Origin of the sequence: Nonomuraea sp. NPDC051191 (genome assembly GCF_044455665.1) — a bacterium.
GTDB lineage: Bacteria > Actinomycetota > Actinomycetes > Streptosporangiales > Streptosporangiaceae > Nonomuraea.
The window spans coordinates 381,509-406,726 of record NZ_JBITEZ010000008.1 but is presented as its reverse complement, the minus strand read 5'-3'; the positions used below and the strand labels follow the sequence as shown (position 1 = coordinate 406,726).

18 protein-coding genes are annotated in these 25,218 nt (G+C 73.0%); 6 read left to right on the top strand and 12 right to left on the bottom strand.

Annotation, left to right across the window (positions count from 1 at the left end):
* Positions 1 to 86: 86 nt before the first annotated feature.
* From ACIA8R_RS25285 to ACIA8R_RS25275, 3 genes are all read left to right on the top strand, one after another.
* The gene (locus ACIA8R_RS25285; RefSeq protein WP_397040677.1) at positions 87 to 968 is read left to right on the top strand and encodes a LysR family transcriptional regulator; all 882 of its coding nucleotides are present in this window, start codon (positions 87 to 89) and stop codon (positions 966 to 968) included.
* Between the two features lie 21 nt (positions 969 to 989).
* Positions 990 to 1,619: a LysE family translocator gene (locus ACIA8R_RS25280; RefSeq protein ID WP_397040675.1), complete on the top strand. Its 630-nt coding sequence runs from the start codon at positions 990 to 992 to the stop codon at positions 1,617 to 1,619.
* Positions 1,620 to 1,703: 84 nt separating this feature from the next.
* Positions 1,704 to 8,168 carry a hypothetical protein gene (locus tag ACIA8R_RS25275; protein ID WP_397040674.1) on the top strand — a complete coding sequence of 2,155 codons (6,465 nt, stop codon included), beginning with the start codon at positions 1,704 to 1,706 and terminating at the stop codon, positions 8,166 to 8,168.
* 158 nt (positions 8,169 to 8,326) lie between these two features.
* On the opposite strand, the gene ACIA8R_RS25270 is transcribed toward ACIA8R_RS25275, so the two are convergent.
* Genes ACIA8R_RS25270 through ACIA8R_RS25250 form a run of 5 tightly spaced genes read right to left on the bottom strand, consistent with a single transcriptional unit; the run spans position 8,327 to position 14,526 of the window.
* Positions 8,327 to 9,916 carry an acyl-CoA synthetase gene (locus tag ACIA8R_RS25270; RefSeq protein ID WP_397040672.1) on the bottom strand — a complete coding sequence of 530 codons (1,590 nt, stop codon included), beginning with the start codon at positions 9,914 to 9,916 and terminating at the stop codon, positions 8,327 to 8,329.
* Complete coding sequence (locus tag ACIA8R_RS25265; RefSeq protein ID WP_357702923.1) at positions 9,916 to 11,064, bottom strand: thiolase domain-containing protein; 1,149 nt, start codon at positions 11,062 to 11,064, stop codon at positions 9,916 to 9,918. The genes ACIA8R_RS25270 and ACIA8R_RS25265 overlap by 1 nt, the downstream gene beginning before the upstream one ends.
* Before the next feature lie 3 nt (positions 11,065 to 11,067).
* The gene (locus ACIA8R_RS25260; RefSeq protein WP_397040670.1) at positions 11,068 to 12,087 is read right to left on the bottom strand and encodes a thiolase domain-containing protein; all 1,020 of its coding nucleotides are present in this window, start codon (positions 12,085 to 12,087) and stop codon (positions 11,068 to 11,070) included.
* On the bottom strand, positions 12,084 to 12,986 hold the full coding sequence (locus ACIA8R_RS25255) for an OB-fold domain-containing protein (protein WP_364086532.1): 903 nt from the start codon (positions 12,984 to 12,986) through the stop codon (positions 12,084 to 12,086). Before ACIA8R_RS25255 ends, ACIA8R_RS25260 begins: the two co-directional genes overlap by 4 nt.
* Positions 12,976 to 14,526: an acyl-CoA synthetase gene (locus ACIA8R_RS25250; protein WP_364086530.1), complete on the bottom strand. Its 1,551-nt coding sequence runs from the start codon at positions 14,524 to 14,526 to the stop codon at positions 12,976 to 12,978. Before ACIA8R_RS25250 ends, ACIA8R_RS25255 begins: the two co-directional genes overlap by 11 nt.
* 126 nt (positions 14,527 to 14,652) lie before the next feature.
* Between ACIA8R_RS25250 and ACIA8R_RS25245 the strand changes: the two genes are divergently transcribed.
* On the top strand, positions 14,653 to 15,462 hold the full coding sequence (locus ACIA8R_RS25245; RefSeq protein WP_397040667.1) for a crotonase/enoyl-CoA hydratase family protein: 810 nt from the start codon (positions 14,653 to 14,655) through the stop codon (positions 15,460 to 15,462).
* A 103-nt stretch (positions 15,463 to 15,565) separates the two neighbouring features.
* A complete protein-coding gene (locus ACIA8R_RS25240) occupies positions 15,566 to 16,039 on the top strand; it encodes a carboxymuconolactone decarboxylase family protein (protein WP_357702933.1) in 474 nt (157 codons plus the stop codon).
* Positions 16,040 to 16,074: 35 nt separating this feature from the next.
* Here ACIA8R_RS25240 and ACIA8R_RS25235 read toward each other — a convergent pair whose 3' ends face one another.
* From ACIA8R_RS25235 to ACIA8R_RS25210, 6 genes are all read right to left on the bottom strand, one after another.
* A complete protein-coding gene (locus tag ACIA8R_RS25235; protein WP_397040665.1) occupies positions 16,075 to 16,851 on the bottom strand; it encodes an arginase family protein in 777 nt (258 codons plus the stop codon).
* A gap of 24 nt (positions 16,852 to 16,875) precedes the next feature.
* The gene (locus ACIA8R_RS25230; RefSeq protein WP_357702936.1) at positions 16,876 to 17,982 is read right to left on the bottom strand and encodes a nitronate monooxygenase family protein; all 1,107 of its coding nucleotides are present in this window, start codon (positions 17,980 to 17,982) and stop codon (positions 16,876 to 16,878) included.
* A gap of 89 nt (positions 17,983 to 18,071) precedes the next feature.
* Positions 18,072 to 18,812 (bottom strand): SDR family NAD(P)-dependent oxidoreductase, encoded by a 741-nt coding sequence (locus ACIA8R_RS25225; protein ID WP_364086522.1) that lies wholly within the window; start codon positions 18,810 to 18,812, stop codon positions 18,072 to 18,074.
* A gap of 88 nt (positions 18,813 to 18,900) precedes the next feature.
* Complete coding sequence (locus ACIA8R_RS25220; RefSeq protein WP_397040663.1) at positions 18,901 to 20,250, bottom strand: FAD-binding protein; 1,350 nt, start codon at positions 20,248 to 20,250, stop codon at positions 18,901 to 18,903.
* Positions 20,247 to 21,134 (bottom strand): decaprenyl-phosphate phosphoribosyltransferase, encoded by an 888-nt coding sequence (locus ACIA8R_RS25215; RefSeq protein ID WP_397040661.1) that lies wholly within the window; start codon positions 21,132 to 21,134, stop codon positions 20,247 to 20,249. Before ACIA8R_RS25215 ends, ACIA8R_RS25220 begins: the two co-directional genes overlap by 4 nt.
* A complete protein-coding gene (locus ACIA8R_RS25210; RefSeq protein WP_364086516.1) occupies positions 21,131 to 22,051 on the bottom strand; it encodes a DUF3068 domain-containing protein in 921 nt (306 codons plus the stop codon). Before ACIA8R_RS25210 ends, ACIA8R_RS25215 begins: the two co-directional genes overlap by 4 nt.
* A 120-nt stretch (positions 22,052 to 22,171) precedes the next feature.
* Between ACIA8R_RS25210 and ACIA8R_RS25205 the strand changes: the two genes are divergently transcribed.
* Entirely contained in the window at positions 22,172 to 23,419 is a 1,248-nt protein-coding gene (locus ACIA8R_RS25205; RefSeq protein ID WP_364086514.1) for an acyltransferase, read from the top strand.
* Here ACIA8R_RS25205 and ACIA8R_RS25200 read toward each other — a convergent pair.
* The gene (locus ACIA8R_RS25200) at positions 23,362 to 25,185 is read right to left on the bottom strand and encodes an ArnT family glycosyltransferase (protein WP_397040659.1); all 1,824 of its coding nucleotides are present in this window, start codon (positions 25,183 to 25,185) and stop codon (positions 23,362 to 23,364) included. The two genes, ACIA8R_RS25205 and ACIA8R_RS25200, sit on opposite strands and share 58 nt — an antisense overlap.
* Positions 25,186 to 25,218: the final 33 nt, after the last annotated feature.

The following is a 25,218-nucleotide window of genomic DNA, read 5'->3' as shown; positions in this document are numbered from 1 at the left end:
AATTTGTCCTCCCTCTCTACGGTGTCTCAAGTGAATCGATAGGTCCAACAGAAGTCTTCTGGCCCATCGATAGATACGATTGATGAATGCTCGACGTCGCCCGGCTCCGCGTCCTCGTCGCTGTGGCCCGCAAGGGGTCGCTCACCGCGGCCGCCAAGGAGCTCCACTACTCCCAGCCCTCCATCAGCCACCACCTGGCCCGGCTGGAGGCCGAGACCGGCGCCAAGCTCGTCCAGCGGGTGGGCCGCGGCATCCGGCTGACGGAGGCGGGCCGGATGCTCGCCGACCGGGCCGCCGACATCATCGGCCGGATCGACGCCACGGCCGAGGAGCTGGCCGCCCACGTGGGCCTGCGCGAGGGGCGCGTCCGGCTGGCCGCCTTCCCGTCAGCGCTGGGCACGTTCATCCCGTCCGCCGTCCGACGCCTGTCGGGCGCCCATCCGGGGCTGCGCATGCAGCTCACCGAGACCGAGCCGCCCGAGGCCCTCAGGCTGCTGCGCGCCGGGCGCGTCGACGTCGCGGTCATGTTCCGGTACGACGACACCGCCCCCGAAGAACCCGGCCTGCACCTGATCCACCTCTTCGACGACCCCAGCTACCTGGTCTCCATCGGGCCCGGCGGCGAGCTGGCCGACCATGCCGACTCCCCCTGGATCGCCGGCTGCGACCGCTGCCGCAGCCACCTGCTCGACATCTGCGCCAAGGCCGGTTTCGAGCCGCGCATCTCCTTCACCAGCGACGACATCGTGGCCGTGCAGGCGCTCGTGGCGGCCGGCATGGGCCTGACCGTGCTGCCCGGCCTGGCGCTCACCGCCCACCGCAACCCCGACGTCGAGGTGACCCGGGTGCCCGGTTCCACCAGGCACGTCTACGCCGCCGTCTACGGCGAGCCGCCCCATCCGCCGGCCAGCGGCGCCCTGCTCGAAGCGCTGACGGAAAGCCTGTCACCCGCCCGGGAAAATCGTTGACGACGTCCCTACGATGAGCACATGCCGGACATCACGCATCTCGCACTCTTCTGCGCGGCCACACTCGGGCTGCTGCTGGTCCCCGGACCGGCGGTCCTCTACATCGTCACCCGGAGCGTCTCCCAGGGCCGGTCGGCCGGGCTGGTCTCGGTGCTGGGCGTGCACACCGGCTCGCTGGTCCACATCGGCGCCGCGGCCCTCGGCGTCAGCGCGCTGATCGCGGCCTCGGCGACCGCGTTCACGGTCGTCAAGTACGTGGGCGTGGCGTACCTGCTCTGGCTCGGCCTGCGCAAGCTGATGAAGCGCGGCGGGGAGTCCGAGGAGGTCGTCGAGCTGAAGGTGCAGTCCAGGCGGCGGCTGTTCTGGGAGGGGTTCGTGGTCAACGTGCTCAACCCGAAGACGGCCGTGTTCTTCCTGACCTTCCTGCCGCTGTTCACCGACCCGGCGGCGGGGCCGGTGGGGCCGCAGATCCTCCTGCTCGGCGCGTTGTGGCTGGTGCTGGGGATGGCCAGCGACGGCATGTACGCGCTGCTGTCGTCGGTGCTGGCCGCGCGGCTGCGCGGGTCCGTACGGGCCCGGCGGCGGCTGGACGTGAGCAGCGGCCTGGTGTACCTCGGGCTGGCCGCCTGGCTCACAACTGAGAAGGCATGACAAGCCGGGAAATTTTGCGTCCATGATGCGATAGTTAGATCAATCGGGGGACGAAAAGCCGGGACGTAGCAGCTAGGCGGACCCATGGACGCGCCACCGCACCGCCTCGGCCTCGAACGAGTCGTCGAGGTCTACTCGGGTCACGACGACGTGGTCGGCGTGACCGGAACCGGCCATGTGGTCGGCCCGGAGCTCGTGCTGACCTCGTCCCTGGTGGTGGACCCCGGAGCGCCCTGTCACGTGCGCCCGCCGTGGTCGTCCCGGTGGGCGGCGGCCGAGCAGGTCTGGCGCGGGCACGGCGCGGCGCTGCTGCGGGTGCCCGGACCGCCGTGGGCCGACGTCCCCGGCATCGGGCACGTCCGGTGGGCCGTTCTGGCCGGGGAGCGGGTGCCGTGCCTGGCCATGGGGTTCCCGCGGGCGCGGCGGAGGGCGGGGTTCAGGGACGTCCGGGTGCTGTCCGGCCTGGCCGACGCCCCCGCGGGTCCGGCGTCGCGGACGCTCTCCATGGACGTGCTCAGCCCCTCGCCTCCCATGGACGTGCGGGCGGGTCTGACCGGGGCCGCGGTGCTGGCCGAGCCCGCCGGGCAGGTCGCCGCCGTCGTCGTCGCCTCGGCCGCCGGGCCCGCCGGGACGCGGCTCGACGCGGTGCCCGTGCGCGTGCTGCTGGGCGACGACCGGTTCCGCGCGCTCACCGGGACGCCGCCGGGCCCGCTGGAGAGCGTTTCCGCCGGTGACGGGCGGGTGGTCCTGTCCGGGCTGCTGCTGCCGGCGCGTGAGCCGTTGCCGTCCGACTGCCCCGACTGGCGGCTGCTGCTGCCGCGGCACGCCGTGGTGCCGTACGCGGGGCGCGGCGGGCAGCTCGCGGCCCTGCGCACCTGGGCCGCGGAACCGGCCGCGCTGTCGGTCGCGGTGGTGACCGGGCGGAGCGGCACGGGCCGTACCCGGCTGGCCGGGGAGCTGTGCGAGGAGCTGCGGGAAGCGGGCTGGGACGCCGGTTTCCTGGCCCTGGACGCCGCGCTCGCCGCCCTGTCCGGGCCCGAGGCCGTGCCGCTGGAGGCGGTGCGGCCCTCGCTCGTCGTCGTGGAGTCGCCGGAGCCGTCCGCTCCGCTGGTGGGCGAGCTGATACGGCGGCTGGCCAAACACGGGCACAACCCCCGCGTACGGGTGCTGTTGCGGGCCCGCGAGCCCGGCGACGCGGAGTGGTGGCGGCGGCTGGACACGGCGGCGGGCGGCTGGCTGCGCCGGCTCAACACCACGACCGTGCAGCTCAACCAGCATCCACTCACCCTGAACGAGCGCACCGAGCACGCGTTCACGGCCATGAAGGCGTTCGCGCCGAGCCGGGCCGCGCTGCCCACTCCCCCGCGCCTGGACGACCCCGAGTACGGCCTGCCGCTCCGCGTCCACCTGGCGGCCCTGCTGCGGATGCGCGGCGGCGAGACGGAGGTCCTGCCCGCGCCCGCCGTCCCCGGCACCCTGCCGGGCGGCGGCATCGGCGCCCCGCCCTACCGGACGGCGCCGGAGCCCTGGAACGCCTTCCGCCCCGGCGGCCGGGGCGGGACCCGGACGCGTCCGTTGGCCGGCTCCGGCGAGGAACTGCTCGGCCGCTTCCTCGACCGCGAACGCGACCAGTGGGCCACCGTCTGGCCCGCCGGCCGCGAACAGGTGGACGAGGTCACCGCCCGGCAGGCCGTCGCCCTGCTCACGCTCACCGCCCCCACCCCCGCCGAGCTGCCCGGCCTGCTGTCGGCCGTGCCCGCCCTGCACGGCGATCCCCATGCCGCTGAGGTCGTCGCCGACTGGCTGGGGCGCGTCTTCCCCGGCGTGGACCGGCTGTGCCCGCTCGGGCCCGACCTGGTCGCCGAGCAGGCGCTCGCCGAGACCGAGGACCTGGACGCGCTGGTCCTGGCCGTGCACGACCACGAGCGGCGCTCGCCGGGGCACCTGGTGCGGCTGCTCGACGTGCTCCGGCTGGGCGCGGGGCGGGAGGAGGTGGGGCGGGCGCTGCGGGTGCTGGTGACGTCCAGGATCGGGGCGCTGGTCGCGGAGGCGGCGGCGAACCCCGCCACCCGGCTCGGCGACCTCCTCAACGCCGCACTCACGATGCTGCCGGACGACCGCGCGACGGTCGCGGCGGCGGCCACGCTGCCAGGTGGGGCGGTGTCCGCGCTGCCAGGTGGGGCAGTGGGCGCGCTGCCGGATGCGGCGCGGGCGGGGGCGCCGCTCGGGCTGCGGGCTCTTGAGGTGACGCTGGCCGAGCTGGCCGTGCGGCATTTCCGGGAGGGGGGCGGGCGGACCGCGCTGGCGGGTGCGCTGTCGCGGCTGTCGGCCCGGCTGGCGGCCGTGGGACGGGTGGGTGAGGCGGTGGTGGCCGCCGCCGAGGCCGTGGAGATCTTCGCCGCCGCGCCCCCGTACGAGGAGGCGGCCGGTCAGGCGGAGGCGCTGTTCGTCCTGGGCGCGTGCCTGCTGCTCGCGGGCGAGTCCGGCAGCGCGCTCAGGCCCGCCCAGGAGGCGGCGACCCGGTTCCGCATCCTGGCCGAGGACGACCCCCGGTACGCGGCGCGGGCGGCTCGGGCGTACCACAACCTGACGTGCGCGCTCCTGGACTCGGGGCGGACGGGCGAGGCGGTGGAGGCGTTCGCGGCGGCGGGCGGGGACGACGAGGTCGCCGCCGCTCTGGCGGGCGTCCTCACAGTGAGTGTCTTCCCGACGCTCCCCCTCCCCGAGCCACCCACTCCCGTCCGAGCCCCGACACCCAACCCCCACGAACAGCCCCCCACATCCGGCCCCCTCGAACAGACCTCCACATCCGGCCCCCTCGAACAGACCTCCACATCCGCCGCCATTGGGCAGCCCCCCACGCCCGGCGTGCCCGGACGGCCCCCTACACCTGGCGCCCTCGACCAGCCCCCCACATCCGGCACCATGGGACAGTCCCCCACGCCCCGCATCTTCGGACAGACCTCCGCCCCCGGCCTCCTCGGGCCAGGCACCATGCCCGGTGTCGTCAGGCGGGCCCCCGCCCCCATCCCGCCCCTCGACTTCGGCGGCCCCGATCCTGAGGCGATGGCCGAACTGGCCGCCTGTCTCGTCGTGGCGGCCACGGCGGCCGTGGCGGGGGCGGCTCCGACCGATCGGGACCTGGCTCAACGGCTGTGCCTGCTGGCCGCGTGGCTCGGGGAGCACGGCAGGGCGGCCGAGGCCGTCGCCCCCGCCGCCGAGGCCGTCGTACGGCTGCGCGGCCTGGCGGGCGAGGAGCCGGGCCTGCGGCAGCTGCTGGCCGAGGCCGCGGGCCTGCTGGCCGGCTTCCACCGCGACCTGGACGACCTGGACCAGGCCGAACGGTTCGCCGCCGAGGCCGTGCGCAGCCTGCGCGCGCTGGTCGCGCTCGAACCCGACGAGCACCGCCCGTCCCTGGCCGCCCAGCTCCTGGACCTGGGCGAGCTGCTGTTGACCGACGGCCGCCCGCACGAGGCGCTCGACCCGCTCCAGGACGCCGCGATCCTCGCTGCCGCGCTGGACGGACCACGGCACACGGCCGCCAAGGCCCGCTCCAGGCACCTCCTCGGCCTCTGCCTGGCCGAGCTCGACCGTCCCGCCGACGCCCGTGCCCACATGGAGGCGGCGGCCGGGTTTTATGACGTTCTGAGCGCCGATGACCCGTCCTGTCGGCGGCACCGGGACGAGGTCCGGGCCTGGCGGGAATCGACGGACGACCCCGCCACCGCCACCGGGGAGGCCGAGCAACCCTGGATGCTGTCCCTGATCACCCCGCCTCCCGACGTGGCCAGAGCCGAACGACACCTCGCCGAACGCCGCGCCGCCGTGGAGGGCGCGGCGGGCGCGGAGGGCGCGGAGGGCGCGGAGGGCGCGGAGGGCGCGGACGGGCCGGAGATCGCGCAGGTGCACGCGTACGTCGCCGCCCAGGCAGCGCTGGCCCGTGCCTGGGCCGACACGGGACGCCCCCGCGACGGGTTCCTGCTCGCGACGCAGGCCACCGACCTGCTGCACCAACCGCCGCCGGTCACGTACGCCCCGAAGGCGGACGTCCGGGTGACGGACGGCCAGGTGACGAGCGCCCCGACCATGGGGGACTCGAAGGCGATCAGCCCCGCGGCGAGCCGCCCCGAGATGGGCGGCCCGGAGGCGAGCGGTCCCGAGATGGGCGGTCCCGAGACGGGTGGTCCGACGGCGGGGGGTTCGGTGGCGGGTGGTGCGGGGGTGGGCGGGAGTGTGGTGGGTGGGGTGGTGGCGGGGGCGCTCGGGCGAGCGCTCGTGGGGCTCGGGCGTCACCGGGAGGCGTTGCCGTGGTTGCGGGCCGCCGTCGAGTCGTACGGGCCGCAGGCCGAGGTCAGCTTCGTGGTGCAGCAGGAGCTGGCGAAGCTGCTCATTCTGGAGATCGTCGCGCTGGACGGCACCGGCCACCTGGACGCCGCCGACGCCGAGGCGGAACGGCTGGTCGCGGTGTGCGAGGGCCTGGTGGCCGAGCGCCTGGAGTCCCCGATCGCGCTGGCGGGCGCGCTGCGCCTGCACGCCGGCCTCCGCCGGTCGCGCGGGAACGTGGAAGGAGCGCTCCAATCGGTCACCCGCGCCCTGGACATCCTCGTCCCGGAGCCGCCCGAGCGCACCCGCCTGCTGACCGCCACCTGCCTGGAGCTCAGCGGCCTGTGCCACGCAGACCTGGACGAACGCGACCTCGCCGCCGCCGAGCTGGCCAAGGGCATCGCCCTGACGGCCGAGGACGGCCCGCTCACCCGCGACCTGACCGGCGTGCACGTGCAGGCCCTGGCCCGCCTGGCCAGACTCCGCGTGACCGGACACGGCCCGTCCGCCGGGATCGACCTGTACGCCCAGCTTCTCCGGGTACGTCCGCTGCCTCGCCCCGACGTGCTCACGACAGTCGTGGACGAGCTGTCGGCCCACCTGCGCACGGCCACCGCCAGGACGGCTGTCAGGCTGCTGCCGCAGCTCACGGCGTTCGCCGAGGCGTTGGAGCACTGGGCTCCGGTCAGCGAGAACCCGCTGCTCCACGAACGGTTCGGCCGCTGCCTGATGCTGAGCGGCGGGACGGCGGCCCCGGCCGTACGCGTCCACAAGGGGCTGGCCGCGATCGACCCCCGCCACCGGCGCTCCCTGGGCCTGGCGCTGGCCGCGCTCGGCGACGCCGACCTGGCCACCTTGGAGCAGGCCGTCGACCTGCTGTCCGAGGACGGGAGGGCGCTGACCGAGACGCTGAACAGGTACGCGGTCAGGCTGCTGGAGGCCGGCCGGGCCGTGGAGGCGCTGGCCCACGCCGAACGCGCCGCCGACCTCTGCGACGAGCTGGACGAGCCCGCCGTCGCCGCCGTCACGTACGCCCAGCTCGGCGCGGCGCTGGCCGCCCTGGACCGCCCGCAGGCCGCGTTGGAGGCGGTGACCTGGTCCCTGGCCGAACAGGAACGCGCCACGCAGGAGCAGGGCGGGCAGGGGCGGGGTGGTGAGGCCGGGCTGCTCGGGGTGCGCGCGCAGGTGATCCAGGTGCGCGGGCAGGTGCTGCGCGCGTTCGGCAGGACGCAGGAGGCGCTGGCCGACCTGACGGAGGCCATGCGGCTCCACGTCCGGCTCGCCCGGCCCGCGGCGGCGGCCGAGGTGGCCGGGACGATCGCCGACGACCTGCTGGCCGCCGGGCGTCCCGAGGAGGCCGCCGAGTACGCCAGGATCGCCGTCACCGGCCATCCGCCGCGCACGCTCAGGCACGCCCTCGCCACCCAGCGCCTGGTCAGGTGCCACATGATGCTGGGCGAGGCGCGGGAGGCGGGCGTGCTGGCCGAGGAGCTGATCCGGCTGGCCAGGCGGACTCCGGGCGACCTGACGTACCGGGCGATCCTGGCCGATTCGCTGGCGCAGAGCTCGGAGCTGCTGCCCCTGCTGCGGCCCGGCGCGGCGGCGGAGGCCGAGGCGCGGGCCCGCGAGGCCATCGCGATCTACGACGAGCTGCTGACCACGGGCATGAACGCGGAGGCGCTGCACGTCAGCCGGGCGGGCGCCGGGCTCACGCTGGCCGCCGCGCTCCGGCTCCGCGAGCAGCCGGCGGAGGCGGTGGGGCCGCTGCGCGAGGCCGTCGCCGTGCTCGAACGCCATGCCCCCGCGAACCCCCTGCTCGGTGGCATCCTTTCCCGGGCGATGCTCATGCTGGGCGACGCCCTGATGGAGTCGGGACGGGCGCTGGAGGCGAGCCTGGTCTTCCATCGCGGCGCCCAGGTCATCGGCGACGAGCCGGCCGCCGCCGTCGCCCACGCCCGGCTCGGCTTCTGCCAGCAGGAACTGGGCAGGGACGACGCGGCCGACACCGCGCTCCGGGTCGCCCACGGCCTGCTACGCGGCCTCCTGACCACAGGCGACCCCACCACCGGCGCGAACGACGGACACCTCGAACGTCGCGAACACGACGAGAACCGCGAGCTGACCGAGCTGCTCCGCGACGTGCTACGCGGCCGGCTGGGGCTTCTGGAGAAGTCCGGCAGGCGCGAGGAGGCGTCCCAGGTGGCTGCCGAGCTACGAGCGACCTAGCAGCCCCCGCGCGGAACGCGCCCACAGCGACGGCACCGCGCCCGGCGAAGGACAGGCCGCGGGTGGCGGCACCGAGCCCCAGGAAGGGGTGGTCAGGGGATGGCGGCGCCGGGCCCTAGGAAGCAGGGGTGGCGGCGCCGCGCCCTAGGGAGGGACGGTCAGGGGGTGGTGGCGGACTCGGCGGTTTGTCTGGCCCAGCGGTAGTCGGCCTTGCCGGCAGGGGAGCGCACCATCTCCTCCACGAACGCGTACGAACGCGGCACCTTGTACCCCGACAACGACGCCCGGCAGTGGACGTCCAGCTCGGCGGCGGTCAGCTCGACGCCGGGGCGCGGCTCGACCACGGCCGCCACCCTGCTCCCCCACCGGTCGTCCGGCACACCGGTCACCACCGCGTCGAACACGGCCGGATGCCCCTTGAGCACGGCCTCGACCTCCTCCGGGAACACCTTCTCGCCCCCGGTGTTGATGCACTGCGAGCCCCGGCCGAACACGTGCACGGTGCCGTCGGCGTCCACGGTCGCCAGGTCGCCGGTGAGCAGCCAGCGGGTGCCGTCGGGGTCGGTGACGAACGTGCGTGCCGACTTGTCCGGGTCGTTGTAGTAGCCGAACGCCACCCGTCCCGACCTGGCCACCGTCCCCATCTGCCCCGAACCCGGCGGAACGGGACGTCCCCGCTCGTCCAGGACGCTGATCCTGGCCGACGGGTTGGGCTGGTAGCGCAGCCCGGTCTCGGGCGTGGAGCCGGGCAGCGCGGAGGCGGTGTAGCCGGACTCCGTCGAGCCGAAGCTGTCCACGATCATGACGGCGGGCAGCAGGCTCTGGAGCCGGTCACGGACCGCGCCGCTCAGGATCGCGCCGGTCGAGCTGACCACGAACAGCGACGACAGGTCGTACGTGCCCGTCTCCAGCGCCTCGGCCAGCGGCCGGGCCATGGCGTCGCCCGTGATGCTGACGGTGAGCACGCGCTCGCGTTCGACCGCCCGCCACACCTCCCCGGCGTCGAACCTGGGGACGAGCACCATCGTGCCACCCGCCCACCAGCTGATGAACGTGGCCATCTGCGCGGCCCCGTGCATGAGCGGCGAAGTGGCCATCATGACCATCGGGCCGGCCTTGACGGCTTCGTCCACGACCTCCTGCGGCGTGGCGCGCGGGTCGCCGTACGGGTTGCCGCCGCCGAAGGCCATGAACAGGTCCTCGACGTGCCACATCGCGCCCTTGGGCATGCCGGTGGTGCCGCCGGTGTAGATGATGTAGACGTCCTGGCCGGTGCGCGGGGCGAAGCCGCGCTCCGGCTTGCCGCGCTCCAGCGCCGCCGCGTACGGCACCGCGGAGGCGATCGACGACTCGCCCCCGACCGCGATCAGATGTTCCAGCAGCGGCGCCTGGTGCGCGACGGCGGCCACGCGCGGGTCGAACTCGACGTCGTAGACCAGCGCGCGCAGGTCGGCGTCCTGGTAGAGGTAGAGCAGCTCGGCCTCGACGTACCGGTAGTTGACGTTGATCGGCACGGCCCGGATCTTGAGCGCGGCCAGCAGCCCGGCCAGGTACTCCACGCCGTTGTACAGGTGCAGCCCGACGTGCTGGCCCGGCCCGACGCCCAGGTCGGTCAGGTAGTGGGCGAGCCGGTTGGCCTCGGCGTCCAGCTCGGCGTAGGTGCGCCGGTCGGCGCCGCAGATGACGGCGGTGCGGTCCCCGATCGCGTCGGCGAGCGCCTCGAACAGGTCCGCGTGGTTGAACTCCATCAGGGCTTCTCCCGTCCGACGATCCACATCGCGAAGAACTGGGCTCCGCCGCCGTAGGCGTGGCCGAGCGCCGTGCGGGCGCCGTCCACCTGGTGCTCGCCGGCCTGGCCGCGGACCTGGAGGGCGGCCTCGGCGAACCTGATCAGCCCCGAGGCCCCGATCGGGTTGCTGGACAGCACGCCGCCCGAGGCGTTCCACGGGATGTCGCCGTCGAGGGCGGTGGCGCCGGACTCGGTCAGCTTCCAGCCCTCACCTTCCGCCGCGAACCCGAGGTTCTCCAGCCACATCGGCTCGTACCAGGAGAAGGGCACGTACACCTCGGCCACGTCGATCTCGCGGCGCGGGTCGGTGACGCCGGCCTGGCGGTAGACGTCGGCGGCGCAGTCCTTGCCGCCCTGGGGGCTGACGGTGTCGCGGCCGGCCCGGAAGATGGGCTCCGAGCGCATGGCGGTGCCGTGCACCCAGGCGGGGGTGCCGGTGACCTTGTGCTCGGCGGCCAGGACCATCGCGCAGGCGCCGTCGCTGGACGGGCAGGTCTCCAGGTAGCGGATCGGCTCCCAGAGCATCGGCGTGGACTCGACCATCTTCTGGTCGATGCCGGGGATCCTGAGGTGGGCGTAGGGGTTCTTCAGCGCGTTCAGCCGGTCCTTGACGGCGACCAGCGTGCCGACGTGGCCTGGCGCGCCCGACCTGCGCATGTACTCGCGGATGTGCGGCGCGAAGTAGCCGCCCGCGCCGACCACGAGCGACGCGCTGAAGGGCAGGTGGGTGGAGAGCGCCCAGGTGGCGTTGGACTCCGACTGCTTCTCGAAGGCCACGACGAGCACCCGTTCGTGCACGCCGCCCTGGATGAGGCTCGCGCCGACCAGCGCCGTCGAGCCGCCGACGCTGCCCGCGGTGTGCACCCGCATCATCGGCTTGCCCGCCGCGCCGAGCGCGTCGGCCAGGTACGCCTCGGGCATCATCACGCCCTCGAACAGGTCGGGAGCCTTGCCGACCACGACGGCGTCGATGTCCTTGAACGTCAGCCCCGCGTCCTCCAGGGCCCGCAGCGCCGCCTCGCGGACCAGGCCCGCGATGGAGACGTCCCTGCGCTTGGTGGTGTAGTGCGTCTGCCCGACCCCGATCACCGCGCACCGGTTGCCCATGATTCACGCCTCCAGGACCGTGACGAGGTTGTGCTGAAGACAGGGGCCGCCGGCGGCGTGCCCGACGGTGCGGCTCGCGCCGCCGTCCAGGATGCGCCGCGCGGCCTCGCCGATGCGGATGAGCCCCGTGGCCATGACGGGGTTGGCGGCGAGCGGGCCGCCGGAGGGGTTGATCACCGTGTCGCCGCCCAGTTCGAGCGCCTCGCGCAGGATCAGCTCCTCGTGGGGGAACTGGGCGTGCAGTTCGGCCACCTCGACCGGGCCCTTGCCGACCCCGGCGGCTCGGGCGGCGTCGGCGGCGGAGGCCGAGCGGGCCAGGTCCCGCATGCCCAGGTAGTGGGGCTCGATGCGATGGGCGATGCCCCTGATGAAGGCGGGACGGCTGGTGAGCCGGCGGGCCAGTTCGTCCGTGGCGAGCACGATCGCCGCCGCGCCGTCCGTGATGGGCGGCACGTCCGTTCTTCTGAGGGGTTCGACGGCGACGTCCTCGCCGTCCGGTTCGGGCAGGTCGAGCGCGTACGGGTTGCTTCTGCCGTCCGCCCTGGACCTGCGGACGATCTCGTCGAGGTGCTTCCTGTCCGCGTCGAGCGCGTTCGCCTGGAGTGCGGCCAGGGAGAGCTGGTCGAGACCGAGGGGTTCCAGGTAGTAGGGGTCGAGCTGGAGGGTCATGATCGTGCGGAGGTCGCCGAGCGACGACTTGCCGAAGCCGTAGACCAGGGCCGAGTCGATGTCGCCGTGCTGGAGGCGGACCCACGCCTCGTACAGGGCCCAGGCGCCGTCCATCTCGACGTGGCTCTCGGAGACGGGCGGCCAGGCGCCGAGCGCGTCGAGGGCGCTGACGAACGAGAACGGGGCCCCGGCCAGGTAGTCGCAGCTTCCCGAGCAGGTGAAGCCGAACCTGGTCAGCCCGGTCCGCTCCTTGACCTCGCTGATCACGGGCAGGATCAGCTCGGGCTCGGTGAGCCCGGTGTCGTGGTCGGTATGGACGGTCTGCGCGAACGCGACGATCGCGACCTCTCTCATGACAGCTCCACGTCGGGCTCGCCGGTGGGGGCGAACCAGCGGATGTTCGCCATGGACTTGCTCCGCTCCTCCTCGGGCACCCAGACGGCCCTGACCCGCATGCCCTGACGCACCTCGTGCGCGGGTACGTCGCCGATGAGCGCGATCATGGGGATGTCGGCGTGGTCGAGCAGGATGTAGGCGGAGACGAACGGCACTTCCGGAGCGCGCGGATCCGGCAGGTTGTTGATGGCGAACGTGGTGATCGTCCCGGTGTCGGGGAGTTCGAGCGTCTCCGGGATGAGACCTCCGCATTGAGGGCAGGACATCCGGTAGGGCACGTACACCTGGTCGCACTGCTCGCAGCGTCCGCCGAGGAAGACGCCGCGCTCGACGCCCTCCAGGAAGACGCGGAGCGAGCCGCCCGCCTGGAGGCGGTACTCGGCGCGGACGTTGGACACGATCTTCGTGACCTCGGGCGCGAAGTGGGCGATGTCGGTGATGTGGCCGGTGGGCCGGTCGCGCCACACCGGCCAGACGCGGGAGCCCTTCGACAACGCCTTGGGGTTGTCGGCGGCGACGGCGTGCACGAGCGCGGTGTCGGCGCCGTCCAGCAGGATCGTGGCCCAGGCGAAGGGCTGGTCGAGCGGGTGGTTCGCCAGGGGCTCGGGCACCCAGGCCCAGGAGGTGACCGTGCCGGCCGGGCCGACCTCGACGTACTCGCAGGTGACGGGTTCGCCGGTGGCGGGGTCGTATTCGAGGGGCGGCACGAGGACCTTGCCCTCTTTCGTACGTACTCCGACGATGCGGCGGCCGCGTAACTCGGTGAGGAAACGCCCGATCACCGGCCCGGTCGTCCGGGTGTAGCCGCCGGGGAACTCCAGGACATGCTGGGCGACCAGCGGGTCGTCAGATGGCACGGTCGTGACCCTCCCAGTACGGTGCGCGGAGCTTGCGTTTGAGCAGCTTGCCGTTGGGCTCGCGGGGCATCTCGGCGATGAAGTCGATGCTCTTGGGCCACTTCATCCGGGCCAGGCGGCCCTCCAGTGAGGCGATCAGCTCGGCGGCGAGCCCGGGCCCCGGCGGCACGCCCGGCGCGGGCTCGACGACCGCCTTGATCTGCTCGCCCCACTCCTCGTCCGGGATGCCGAACACGGCCACGTCCGCGACCTTGGGATGGACCATGAGCTCGTTCTCGATCTCGGCCGGGTAGATGTTCGTCCCGCCGGAGATGATCATGTCGGCCTTGCGGTCGCAGAGGAAGAGGAAGCCGTCCTCGTCCAGATATCCGATGTCGCCGACCGTGAAGTAGTCCTTGAGCCGGTTCGCGGCGGTCTTGGCGGGGTCGCCCTTGTACTCGAAGGGCACGCCCATCATCTTCATGTAGATCGTCCCCGGCGTGCCGGTCGGGACGGGTTCGCCCTGGTCGTCCGCGATCAGCAGCTCGCTGATGGGCCAGGCGGAGCCGACCGTGCCCGGGTGCGACTTCCAGCCCTCGGGCGTGGCCAGGGTGCCGCCTCCCTCGGTGGCCGCGTAGTACTCGTAGATGCAGTCGCCCCACCACTCGAACATCGCCCATTTGACCGGGACCGGGCAGGGGGCAGCGGCATGGATCATCCACTTGAGCGAGGACAGGTCGTACTTGGCCCTGGTGGCCTCGGGGAGCGCGAGCAGGCGCTTGAAGTGCGTGGGGACCAGGTGGGAGTTCGTGACGCGGTAGCGCTCGCACAGCCGGAGCGTCTCCTCGGCGTCCCACTTGTCCATGTAGACGAGGGTGTGGCCCATGTGCAGGGCGCTGCCGCCGAACTGGGTGACGGCGGTGTGGTAGCTCGGCGAGGTGACCAGGTGCGCGTTGGGCGGTCCGGCCGTGATGCCGAACAGGCCGAGCAGGAAGGTCATCAGCTCGGCGCCGTCGTCGGGGTCGAGGCCGCTCAGCGTGCGCCTGACGCCCTTGGGCCTGCCGGTGGTGCCCGAGGTGTAGTGCATGGTGGCGCCGGCCGTGCGGTCGGGCGGCGCGGTGTCCGGCTGCCCGCCGGTCAGGTCGTCCGCCGGGCGGAAGCCGTCCTGCCGGCCGTCCCCGAGGAGGAAGCGGCGGTGCGGCTCGATCGCCTCGGCTCCCCTGGAGCCTTCCTGGAGGAAGCGGGGATGGACGAAGAACGCCTTGGCCTCGCTGTCGGACACGATGTAGGCGATCTCCGGGCCGGTCAGGTGCCAGTTGATCGGCGTGTAGTACCAGCCCGCCTGGAGCGCGGCCAGATAGAGGACGAGGCCGTCCGCGCCGTTCGGCACCAGGCCGCAGATGCCGTCGCCCGGCTGGAGGCCGAGCTCGCGTAATCCGTGGACGAGGCGGTTCGAGCGGGCCAGGAGGTCACCCGCGCGGTGCTCCGTGCCGTCGGGGTCGACGGCCGCGATCCACTCGGGATCCGCCTGCGCCAGCCTCCAGAAACCGAGCGTGCCCATCTGATCTCCTCAGCTCAGGCGTAGCAAAACAGGAACTTGTTCTCGTTTGCTGTGCGGAGCGTATCCCGCGGGTAAAGTCCGTAGCAAGCGCTTGATTCTGTAGCTTCTGGGACTAGGGAGGCGTACATGGAGCTTCTGCCGATCAGCACCCCGCACTGCCGGGTGGAACGCGACGGCCACGTCCTGACCGTCACGATGAACCGGCCGGAGGCCCGCAACGCCCTCTCCTCGGACATGCTGATCGGACTGGCCTCGGCCTGGGCGTACGCGTCGGCCGAGCCCTCGATCCGGGTCGCGATCCTGACCGGGGCGGAGGGGACGTTCTGCGCCGGGGCCGACCTCAAGGCCATGGGCCAACCCTCGACCGATCCGGACGTCCAGGCAAGGGCCGCCCAGATCCCGAATTTCCACTGGAAAGGGCTTCTGAGGGAGGACCTGCCGACGAAGCCGATCATCAGCGCCGTCGAGGGTCACGCGGTGGCCGGTGGCACGGAGTTGCTGGTCGGCACCGATCTGAGGGTGGTGGCGGAATCGGCCACCCTGGGGCTCTTCGAGGCCAAACGTGCGCTCTTCCCGATGGGCGGCAGCGCGATCCGGCTGCCGCGCCAGATCCCGTACTGCCACGCCATGGACCTGCTGCTCACCGGCCGTTCCGTCACCGCCGCCGAGGCCCTGGCGATGGGCCTGGTCAACCGGGTCGTGCCGGACGGCCAGGCGCTGGCGACGGCTCGTGAGCTGGCCGAGGACATCGCCGGTTCCGGGCCGTTGGCGGTGCAGGCCATTCTGCGGACGTACCGGGACACGCTGGGCATGCCGGAGCCGGAGGCCCTGAAGGTGTCGGACGAGCTGGGCTGGCCGGTGATCGGCTCGGAGGACGCCAAGGAGGGCACCCGGGCGTTCCGCGAGAAGCGCCCTTCCCGGTACGAGGGCCACTGACCCCGGCACACGGAGAGACGCACGTCACATCCATTCCTGTCACGTGCGGCCGGGCTGTCCCGTCGGAGAGGTGGAAGCAATCAGCCACGGCAAGGAGCGCGTCATGGAAGCTCGCATGAACCTCTTCCAGAACCAGATCACGGCCAAGGTCCTCAAGCACCTCATCACGTCCAACAAGGTGATCATGGACTCGGCTCTCCCCCTCGCGACGCAGGAGCTGGTGAAGATCCGGGCCAGCCAGATCAACGGCTGCGGCTTCTGCACCGACATGCACACCAAGGACGCCGCGCACGCCGGGGAGACCCCGATCCGGCTCAACCTGGTCGCCGCCTGGCGGGAGGCCAAGGTGTTCACCGAGGCCGAGCGGGCCGCGCTGGAGCTGGCCGAGCACGGCACCCGCATCGCCGACGCCGCCGGCGGCGTCCCGGACGAGGTCTGGGCGAACGCCGCCAAGCACTACGACGAGGAGCAGCTCGGGGCGCTCGTGTGCCTGATCGCCCTCATCAACGCCTTCAACCGGGTGAACGTCGTCACCCAGCAGCCCGCGGGCGACTACGTGCCCGGCATGTTCGACTGACGGGGAACCTCACGCCGGGAGGCACGACCTGCGGGTCAGCCCGCGCTGTCCCGCAGGTCGGCGAGGATCGCCGCGACCAGGCGCTCGCGGACGCCGCCGGGGTCGTCCCGGCCCGGGTGCCACGTGCAGGCGAGATTGAGCGCGGCGAGCCGGCCGCTGCCCAGCACCACCCGTACGGCCCGCAGCAGCGCCGGGACGTCGGGCCCGCCGGCCGCCGGGTAGCGCAGGCCGGGCAGGCAGGACGGGTCGAGGACGTCCAGGTCCAGGTTGAGCAGGAGAGGGCCGGGCGGCAGGCTCTCGGACGTCACCTCGTCGAGGCCCGCCCGGGTCACGCCCGACGAGGCCAGGTAGCCGGCCTCGGGCGGGTCGAGGTCGCGGGCGTCGACGAGGAGCACGCGGTCCTCTGGCGGCGGACGCAGGGCCAGGCGGCCGGCCACGTCGCGGGGGCGGTAGCCGAGGAGGAAGCGCAGCGCCATGCCGCCGAGATAGCCCGACGTGGTCGTCTCCGGCGTCTGGAGGTCGCCGTGGGCGTCGATCCAGACGATCGAGGGGTCGAGCCCTGCTCGTTGCAGGCCCGCCGTCATGCCGATCGACACCGTGCAGTCGCCGGAGACCACGACGGGCCTCTCCCCCGCCCGCACGGCCCGCTCGACTGTGGTGGCGACGGCGTCGTAGAGCCGCCCGAGCCGCGACCAGACGTCCGCTCCGGGCAGCTCCACGGCGAACTCGGCGACGGGCACGCCGCCGGGCAGCGGGACGTTGAGATCGGGCTGGTGCTCATCGAGGTGGTACGGCACGTATAAGACCGACACGTCCCCACGGTAACAGCCGGACGATCAGTCCTCGGTGATGCGGCCGAGGCGTTCCAGGGCGTCCGCGTACTCCTCCACGAGCCCGAACACCACGTCCTTCGTCGAGCGCACCTGGTTGGTGAGGCCGATGACCTGCCCGGCGGGGAACGTGGCCAGCTCGGAGGCGTCCGACCGGCCGATCCGGCGCAGCGCGTCCGAGACCAGCATGAACTGCAGCGGCATCGGCAGCGTGCCCGGCGACTCCTGCGACTCCCACGCCTCGGTCCACTCGTTCCTGAGCAGGCGGGCCGGCTTGCCGGTCCAGCTCCGCGAGCGCACGGTGTCGCGCGAGGTGGCCTCCAGGATGCGGCGCTTCGCCATCTCGGGGGTGTCGGCCTCCTCGACGGTGAGCCACAGGGAGCCGGTCCAGACGCCTTCCGCGCCCAGGGCCAGCCCGGCCGCCATCTGCCGGCCGTTCCCGATGCCGCCCGCCGCGAGGACGGGGACGTCCACGGCGTCCACCACCTGCGGGATGAGCACCATGGTCGAGATCTCGCCGGTGTGGCCGCCGGCCTCGGTGCCCTGGGCGACGACGACGTCCACGCCGACCTCGACCTGCTTGAGCGCGTGGCGCGGGGTCGAGGCGAGAGCGGCGACCTTGACGCCGTGCCGGTGGGCCAGGTCCACGACGTCGGCCGGTGGCGGGCCGAGGGCGTTGGCCAGCAGGGCGATGGGATGGCGGAGCGCGACCTCGACCTGGGGACGGGCGGTGGCGTCGGTCCAGCCGAGCAGGACCCTGCCGGGGTCGGCGTCGGACGACAGCGCCGGGACGCCGTGCTTGCCCAGCAGGTTCTCGACGAACGCGCGGTGCCCTTCGGGGATCATCGCCTGCAGGCGGCCGACCAGTTCCTCGGGGGCGAAGTCGGCGCCCTCGTAGGAGGCGGGCATGACCACGTCCACCCCGTACGGTTTGCCGTCGACGTGGTCGTCGATCCACTTGAGCTCCATTTCGAGCTCTTCCGGGGTGAAATAGAGCGCGCCGAGCACTCCCATGCCGCCCGCGCGGCTGACCGCGGCGACCACGTCCCGGCAGTGGCTGAACGCGAAGATCGGGAGCTCGATTCCGAACATGTCCGTGACACGTGTCCGCATGGCCCGACGATAAGCCGCGGCGCAGCCGAACTGCAACGCGTTCTACTCTAGAACCTTTGGTCGGTCGGCTCCCACGCGTGGAACGCGTCCTAGCGCGGCAGCCGGCGCCAGAGCGGCCTCGGAAGCAGGCGCAGAAGGCCGAACGCCGGGCCGAGCGCCCGCGGCACCCACACCGACGACGCGCCCTCGCGCAGCGCGCGCACGGCGGCCAGGGCCACCTGGCGGGGCGTCGAGGACAGGGGCGCGGGCGGCAGCCCTTTGGTCATCCGGCCGACGACGAAGCCGGGACGGACGATCAGCACGCGCGCGCCCGACCCGTGCAGCGCGTCGCCGAGCCCCTGCGCGAACCCGTCGAGCCCGGCCTTGGCCGAGCCGTAGACGAAGTTGGCCTTGCGCACCCGCGCGCCGGCCACCGACGAGAGCACCACGAGAGTGCCGTGTCCCTGCTCGCGCAGGACCCTGGCGGCGTGCAGGTCCACCGAGACGTGGCCGCCGTAGTTGACCGCGACCGCCTCGGCGGCGGCGGCCGGGTCGGCGTCGTAGTCGTCCTGGCTGCCGAGCACGCCGAACGCGGAGATCACCACGTCGAGGTCGCCCACCAGCTCCACGGCCCGGTCGAGGACGGCGGCGTGCGAGCCCACGTCCAGCGCGTCGAACGGCAGGACGTGCACCTCGGCGGCGAGGTCGGCCGGCGGCGCGAGCTCGCCCCGGACGGCCAGCACGACCCTGGTCGCACCCAGCCCGACCAGCAGCCTGACCATCTCCAGGCCGATCTCGCTCCGGCCGCCCAGCAGCAGCACACTGTCCACGGCCCCGAGCGCGTTCCTCACGAGGCCCTCCGGCCCGAAGCGACGGTCCCGGGGCGCGAAGCGGCGGCCCTCCCGAGTGCGGCGCTGGCCGTCGAGGGCGAAGCGGTGGTCACAGTCGTAGTCTCCTGGACAGATCCGAGCGGAACAGGCCCTCCGGGTCGGCCTCGTCCCTGATGCTCCGCCATCGTTCCAGTTCGGGGTACATCGCCGCCATCATGTCGGCGCGCAGGCGGGCGTCCTTGGCCAGGTACACCCGTCCCCCGGCCTGCGCGACGCGCTCGTCGAAGCCGCGCAGGAGCCCGCTCAGGCCGCGCTGACCGGCCGGGATGTCCAGGGCCAGGGTCCAGCCGGGCACGGGGAAGGACAGCAGACCGCCCGAACCGGGACCGAACCGCTTGAGCACGGTCAGGAACGACACCGTCCCGTGCGCCGACAACGCCCCGACGATGCCGCGCAGCGTCTCCTCCGCGCCGAACGGCACGACGAACTGGTACTGGACGAAGCCGCGCGAGCCGTACATGCGGTTCCAGCCCTCGACGAAGTCGAGCGGGTGGAAGAACGGCGCGATGCCCTGCGTGACGGTCGCGCTCCGCGGCGCCCTGCGGTACCAGAGCTCGTTGAACGCCCGCACGCTGAGCCCGTTGAGCAGGCCGTCCGGCGCCCACGGCGGCGCGTGCAGCCGCGCGCGCGGCGCGAAGGCCAGGGCGTCCTCGTCGTCGGGCGCGAAGCCCGGCGGCGGCTTCTCCGTGTCGCGCGGCGCATGGTCGCCCCTGGTCAGCACGCTGCGGCCCATCCGGCGTCCCCGGGCGAGCAGGTCGATCCAGGCGACCGTGTAGCGGTAGCGGTCGTCGGTGCGGGCCATGACGTCGAGGGTCTCGTCCAGGTCGGCGGTGCGCCGGACGTCCACCCGCATCAGGGACGTCTCCACGGGCACGCAGCCGAACGTCGCCTCGGCCACCACCCCGGTCAGCCCCATGCCGCCGACGGTCGCCCGGAAGAGCGGTTCGCCGGGACGCAGCACCCTGGCGGCGCCGTCGGCGGTCACCAGGGTGAGCGAGCGGACGTGCGCGCCGAAGGAGGAGTCGCGGTGGTGGTTCTTGCCGTGCACGTCGGCCGCGACGGCCCCGCCGACCGTGACGTGCCTGGTCCCGGGGCTCACGGGCACGAACCAGCCCCGGGGCACGAGCGCCGTCATCACCTCGTGCAGGCTGACCCCGCCCGCCGCGGTCACGACGCCGGTGCGCTCGTCGAAGCTCCACGTGTCCAGGCCGGTGCAGTCCAGGACGAGGCCGCCGGCGTTCTGGGCGGCGTCGCCGTACGAGCGGCCGAGCCCGCGGGCGACGACCCCGCGGCCCGGCGCGGCCAGGACCAGGTCGCGCAGCTCGGCCAGGGAGCGGGGACGCCGCAGCTCGGCGGAGCTGGGCGAGGTGCGTCCCCAGCCGGTGAGGAACGTGCTCATGCGTAGATCCCCAGCCCCACCAGGACGACCAGTGCGGCGGCGAAGACGAGGGTGTGCCGGTCGCGGATCACCAGCTCCTCGGGCTCCTCCCCGGCGCCCCGCTCGACGAGCAGGTTGTGCCGGAGCACCAGAAGCAGGAACGGGACGATGCTGAGCCCGTAGAACAGGTTCTCGTGCGCGTTCAGCGCCCACAGACAGTACGTGACGATCATCGCCCCGGACGCCATGATCCGCACCTGCGTCAGGTAGGCGGCCGGGTACGCGGCGAGCGTGGCCCGCGTCCCCGACACGCCCCGCGACCGCAGCTCGGCCTCGCGCTTGCCGGCCACGAGCTGGAGCGCGGCCAGCGAGACGACCACGAGGAACCAGCCGGTCACCGGTACGCCGACGGCGACGGCCCCGGCGAAGGCCCTGATCACGTGGCATCCGGCGACCGCGATGAGGTCCACGACCTCCTGGTGCTTGAGCCACGTCGTGTAGGCCAGGGTCAGGGCGACGTACCCGGCGACGACCGCGGGCGACTGCCAGCCGCCGGTGAGCGCGGCGACCGCGGGCCCGAGGACCAGCAGGACGACCCCCGCCACCCGGGCCGTGCGCACCGACACCGCGCCGGAGGCGACGGGACGGCGGCGCTTGCGCGGGTGCAGCCGGTCGGCCTCGACGTCGGAAGCGTCGTTCAGCAGGTAGGAGCCGCTGGCGGCCAGGCAGAAGGCGGCCAGGACGAGCAGCGCCGACAGCAGCCGGTCCGGCTGCCCGAGCACCCCGGCCGCCATGGGTGCGGCCAGGACGAGCAGGTTCTTCAGCCACTGGCGCGGCCGGGCGGCCCTGGCCAGGGCCAGCGCGGGCGCGGCCGACCAGGGCCGGGCGACCACGCCCTGGCTCATGCGGACCGGCGGCCGCGCAGGGCGAGCAGGAGGCCGCCCAGGAGGAGGACGATCCCGACCACGCCGAGCACGATCGGCAGCGTGGTCCTGATCAGGTTGATCTGGCTCTTGCCGTCGGCGGCGCTGTCGACCAGGCCCTTGACCGTGTCGTCGGTCATCTTGGCGGTGGCCACGAACGCCTTGGAGCGCTCGATGCCGTCCTGGCTCTTGAGCACCTCGTTGCGGACCTGCTCCTGCTTGACGGGCGCGCCGGTGGTGGGCTCGATCCAGTAGGTGACGGTGCCGGAGTAGAACCGGTTCAGTTGCACGTCGCCCGTGGTGCCCATGCCGAACCAGGCGGCGGGCGCGTTCAGGGTCTGCGTCCTGGTCTCGGGGACGGTCTGCTCGAACTTGTACGTGGCCAGCCCGTCGACCTGCTCCTCGCCGACGAACTTGGCGTCGAACGCCTTGCCCGCGCTGGCGTTGAACACCAGGTAGGTCTTCTTCTCCACGTCGAACGGGAACTTGTAGATCTGCCCCTGGAGCTGCACGGGGGCCTTGTCGATGCTGACGCCGCAGCAGTTGAGCCCGACGCCGGTGCGCTTGTCGAAGGCGCTGCGCCGCTCGCTGAAGTTGATGCCGGGCTTGCTGTTGGTGACGTCGTTGACGGCGGTGAACTCGTCCCAGACGACGCGGTCGTCGCTGGCCTCCTTCACGTCACCGCGGGTGGTCACGATGATGTCGAGGTCGGCGGTCAGCACCTTGCCGTCGGGGATGCTGAAGTACTGGGCGCCCGTCGCGTGCAGCTTGCTGATGCTGTACTGGTCGCCCTTGGCGGCCATGAAGGCGGGCGCGACCTGGAGACGGACCAGGGGAGCCAGAACGATGAGGAATGCCCCGACGGCGATGAGGACGCTGCCAACGACGACCCGGTTCATGGACCCTCCATGTGTGCAGGTGCACGGACGCCCGTTTGGGTGGTTAAGTACTGAAACGAACTACCTACTCGCCGGTATGTTATTGCGATGAGTGACCGACGTCACCAGGGATGCGGAAACGTGACCGAAACAGGTTCTACTTCGAGCGGGGTTCCGGTGGTCTCAGGACACCAGACCTCGCTCGACGGCGTGCGCGCCGTGGCCGCCTTCGCCGTCCTGCTCTTCCACGTGTCCATGGAGGCGGGGACGGCCCTGGACCCGGGGTTCCTGGGTGGCGTGCTGTCCAGGGGCGAGATCGGCGTGCCGATCTTCTTCACGCTCTCCGGCCTGCTGCTGTACCGGCCGTGGGCGGCGCAGGTGCTGCTCGGCGACCGGGCCCCGGACACCCGCCGCTACCTGTGGAAACGCTTCTTCCGGATCATGCCGGCGTACTGGCTGGTGGTCGCCGTGGCGCTGCTGCTGTGGGGCGAGGCGCACCGGGCCGACCCCTGGACGTGGGCGCAGATGTTGTTCCTCGTGCACACCTACGACATCACCCCCTGGTGGTACGGCCTCGGCCCCAAGGGGCTGGGCCAGATGTGGAGCCTCGCGGTCGAGCTGACCTTCTACCTCACGCTCCCGCTGATGGCGGCCGTGCTGCGCAGGTTCGCCCTGCGCGGCGACCCCGACCTGCGGACCAGGGGCCGACGGCTGCTCGTCGGCCTGGCCGCCTTCGGCGCGCTGTCGTACGTGTACACGGTCTTCGAGTACTTCCCCGACTACCGGCCCTGGATGAACATCTGGCTGCCGCGCTCCTGGACGTTCTTCGTGCCCGGCATGGCGCTGGCCGTGCTGACCGTCTGGGCCAGGGCCGAGGACGGCCGCGCACGGCGGCTGAGCGCCGCGCTGGCCTCCTCCTGGGGCACGCTGTGGGTCATCGCGGGCCTGGCGTACCTCATCGCCTCGACGCCGGTCACCGGGCCGCGCGCGGTCGGCCTGGGCAGCATCTGGACCGCGTTCTACGAGCAGGGCCTGTACACGCTCGTCGCCTTCTGCCTGGTCGCCCCGGCCGCGCTGGAGCCCGGACGGTCCACGCGGGTGCGCGAGCTGCTCGGCGGACGGGTGATGAGCTACCTGGGCCAGATCTCCTACGGCGTCTTCCTGTGGCAGTTCGTCATCCTCTACCTCTGGTACGACTTCACCGGACAGAAGCCGTGGACCGGCAACCTCCTGGTCAACCTGGTCGCCGTCACCGCCATCACCGTCACCATGGCCGGGCTCACCCACCGCTACGTCGAGGAACCCGCCAGGCGGCTCGTCCGCCTGGTGCCTCAGCGCGCCGCCGGACCCGGCTCGCCGAAGGCCACCGCCCTGAGGCAGAACGCCTGACCCTGCGCCCCGGCCGCGGTGATCCGCATGCCCTTGCCCGGCCCGTCGTGCGGCACGTAGAACAGCGCGCCCATGGCGCCGGTCGCGGGCAGCGTGGCCGCCCGCTGGGCCTCGCCGACCTCCACCACGACCTGCACGGGCTGCGGGCTGACGTACGACATGGCCACCACCACGCCGGCCCCGCCGAAGGACTCGACGGGGAACTCCTTGCCCGCCGGGTAACACCTGCGCCCCTTGACCGCGTCGAAGAACGGCGCCACCCGTCCCACCAGGACGAGCTTGCCCGTGTCGTCCAGCACGTACGGCTCCGACGACGGCCGCGGGTCGCGCATGCGCTCCCGGGTCTCGGCGTCGACCAGCGGCGCCAGCACGTACGAGGTCATCCGGCGCTCCCCGTTCCACGGCAGGACGATCTCCGGCGGCACGGGACGCGCGTAGATGTCGGCGTCCCCGGCCGCCGCGGCCAGCGAGGTCCTGGCGTTCTCCAGGTACGTCCTGACCCGGTCGCCGGTGAGCGTGTCGCCGAAGGTGTTGATCGAGACCAGCGACACGACGAGGAACACGGCGGTCAGCCCGGCGCCGACGGCCGGCATGCTCGACGGCGCCGGCCTGCGGACGACGTCGGGCTCGTCCTCCACCGGCATGACGGCCAGCGCCAGGCAGAGCGCGAAGAGCACGGCGGCGTCGGCGACGTACCGGGTCTCGGCGCCGACCAGGTCCCAGGCGGTGGCCCGCGCGATCACGGTGGGCACCGCGTCGGCGACCACCACGTAGGCCGCCAGGATCGCCCACGCCCGCCAGGCCCGCCTGCGGTACACGCAGGTCACCATGACCAGCGCCGCGAGCACCGCCCACGCCACGACGACGGTGACCGGGGCCGGGTCGGCCAGCCCGCCGGTCGAGGTGACACCGCCCCAGCGCAGCGGACCGCCGACGGCCCCGGTGGGGAAGGTCTCGCCCAGCAGCCTGCGCAGCAGCCCGGGGACCACCTCGGCCTTCGGGCCGGTCAGCGCGTCGGCCCCGGCGGTGTCGCGGCGCAGCCAGTAGAGCAGGGCGTACCCGGCCAGCAGCAGGCCGTGCGCCCACCAGACGGGCCTGCGCAGCTCGGCGAGCAGGGCGCGGGCCCACAGGCCCCGGCCGAGGTAGGCGCTGCTCACCCCGAGCACCACGAACGGGATGAACACCCCCTTGGTGGAGAAGGCCATCCCGACGGCGGTCCAGGCCAGGGCCCGCCAGCGGCCCTTGCCCTCGCGGACGTACCGGACGTGCGCGGCCAGCGCCGCGACCAGCGCGAGCTGCAACGGCACGGCGTTGAGCGCGGCCGACCACCAGCTCATGGCGGGCGCGGTGAGCGGCGCGAAGGCGTAGACGGTCAGCGCGGCGAGCACGGCCGCCCGGTCGCCGAACAGCCGCCGCAGCAGCACCAGGAACATGACCGAGGCGGCCCCCTGGATCGCGACGGTCACGAACGACACCAGCGCCCAGCTGTACGGCGCCACCGACGTGAGCAGCCACACCAGGCCGAGCGCGCATGGCATGAGGTGCCCCTTGTGCACCCTCATCAGGTACTCCCAGGTCGGCCCGCTGTCGCCGGCCCCGGCCACGAAGAGGAAGTCGTCCTCGACGAAGTAGGCCTTGCTGAGCAGGCTCGCCCGGAACACCAGCGAGACCACGATGATCAGCAGGCCCACGCCGATGACCGGCCCGGTGCGCACCGCCGGGATCGTGATCTGGAAGGGCTCTGCTCGCTTGAGGTCTTCAGTCATGGACGTATCCCTCCACTGCAGTAAGCTCCGCGC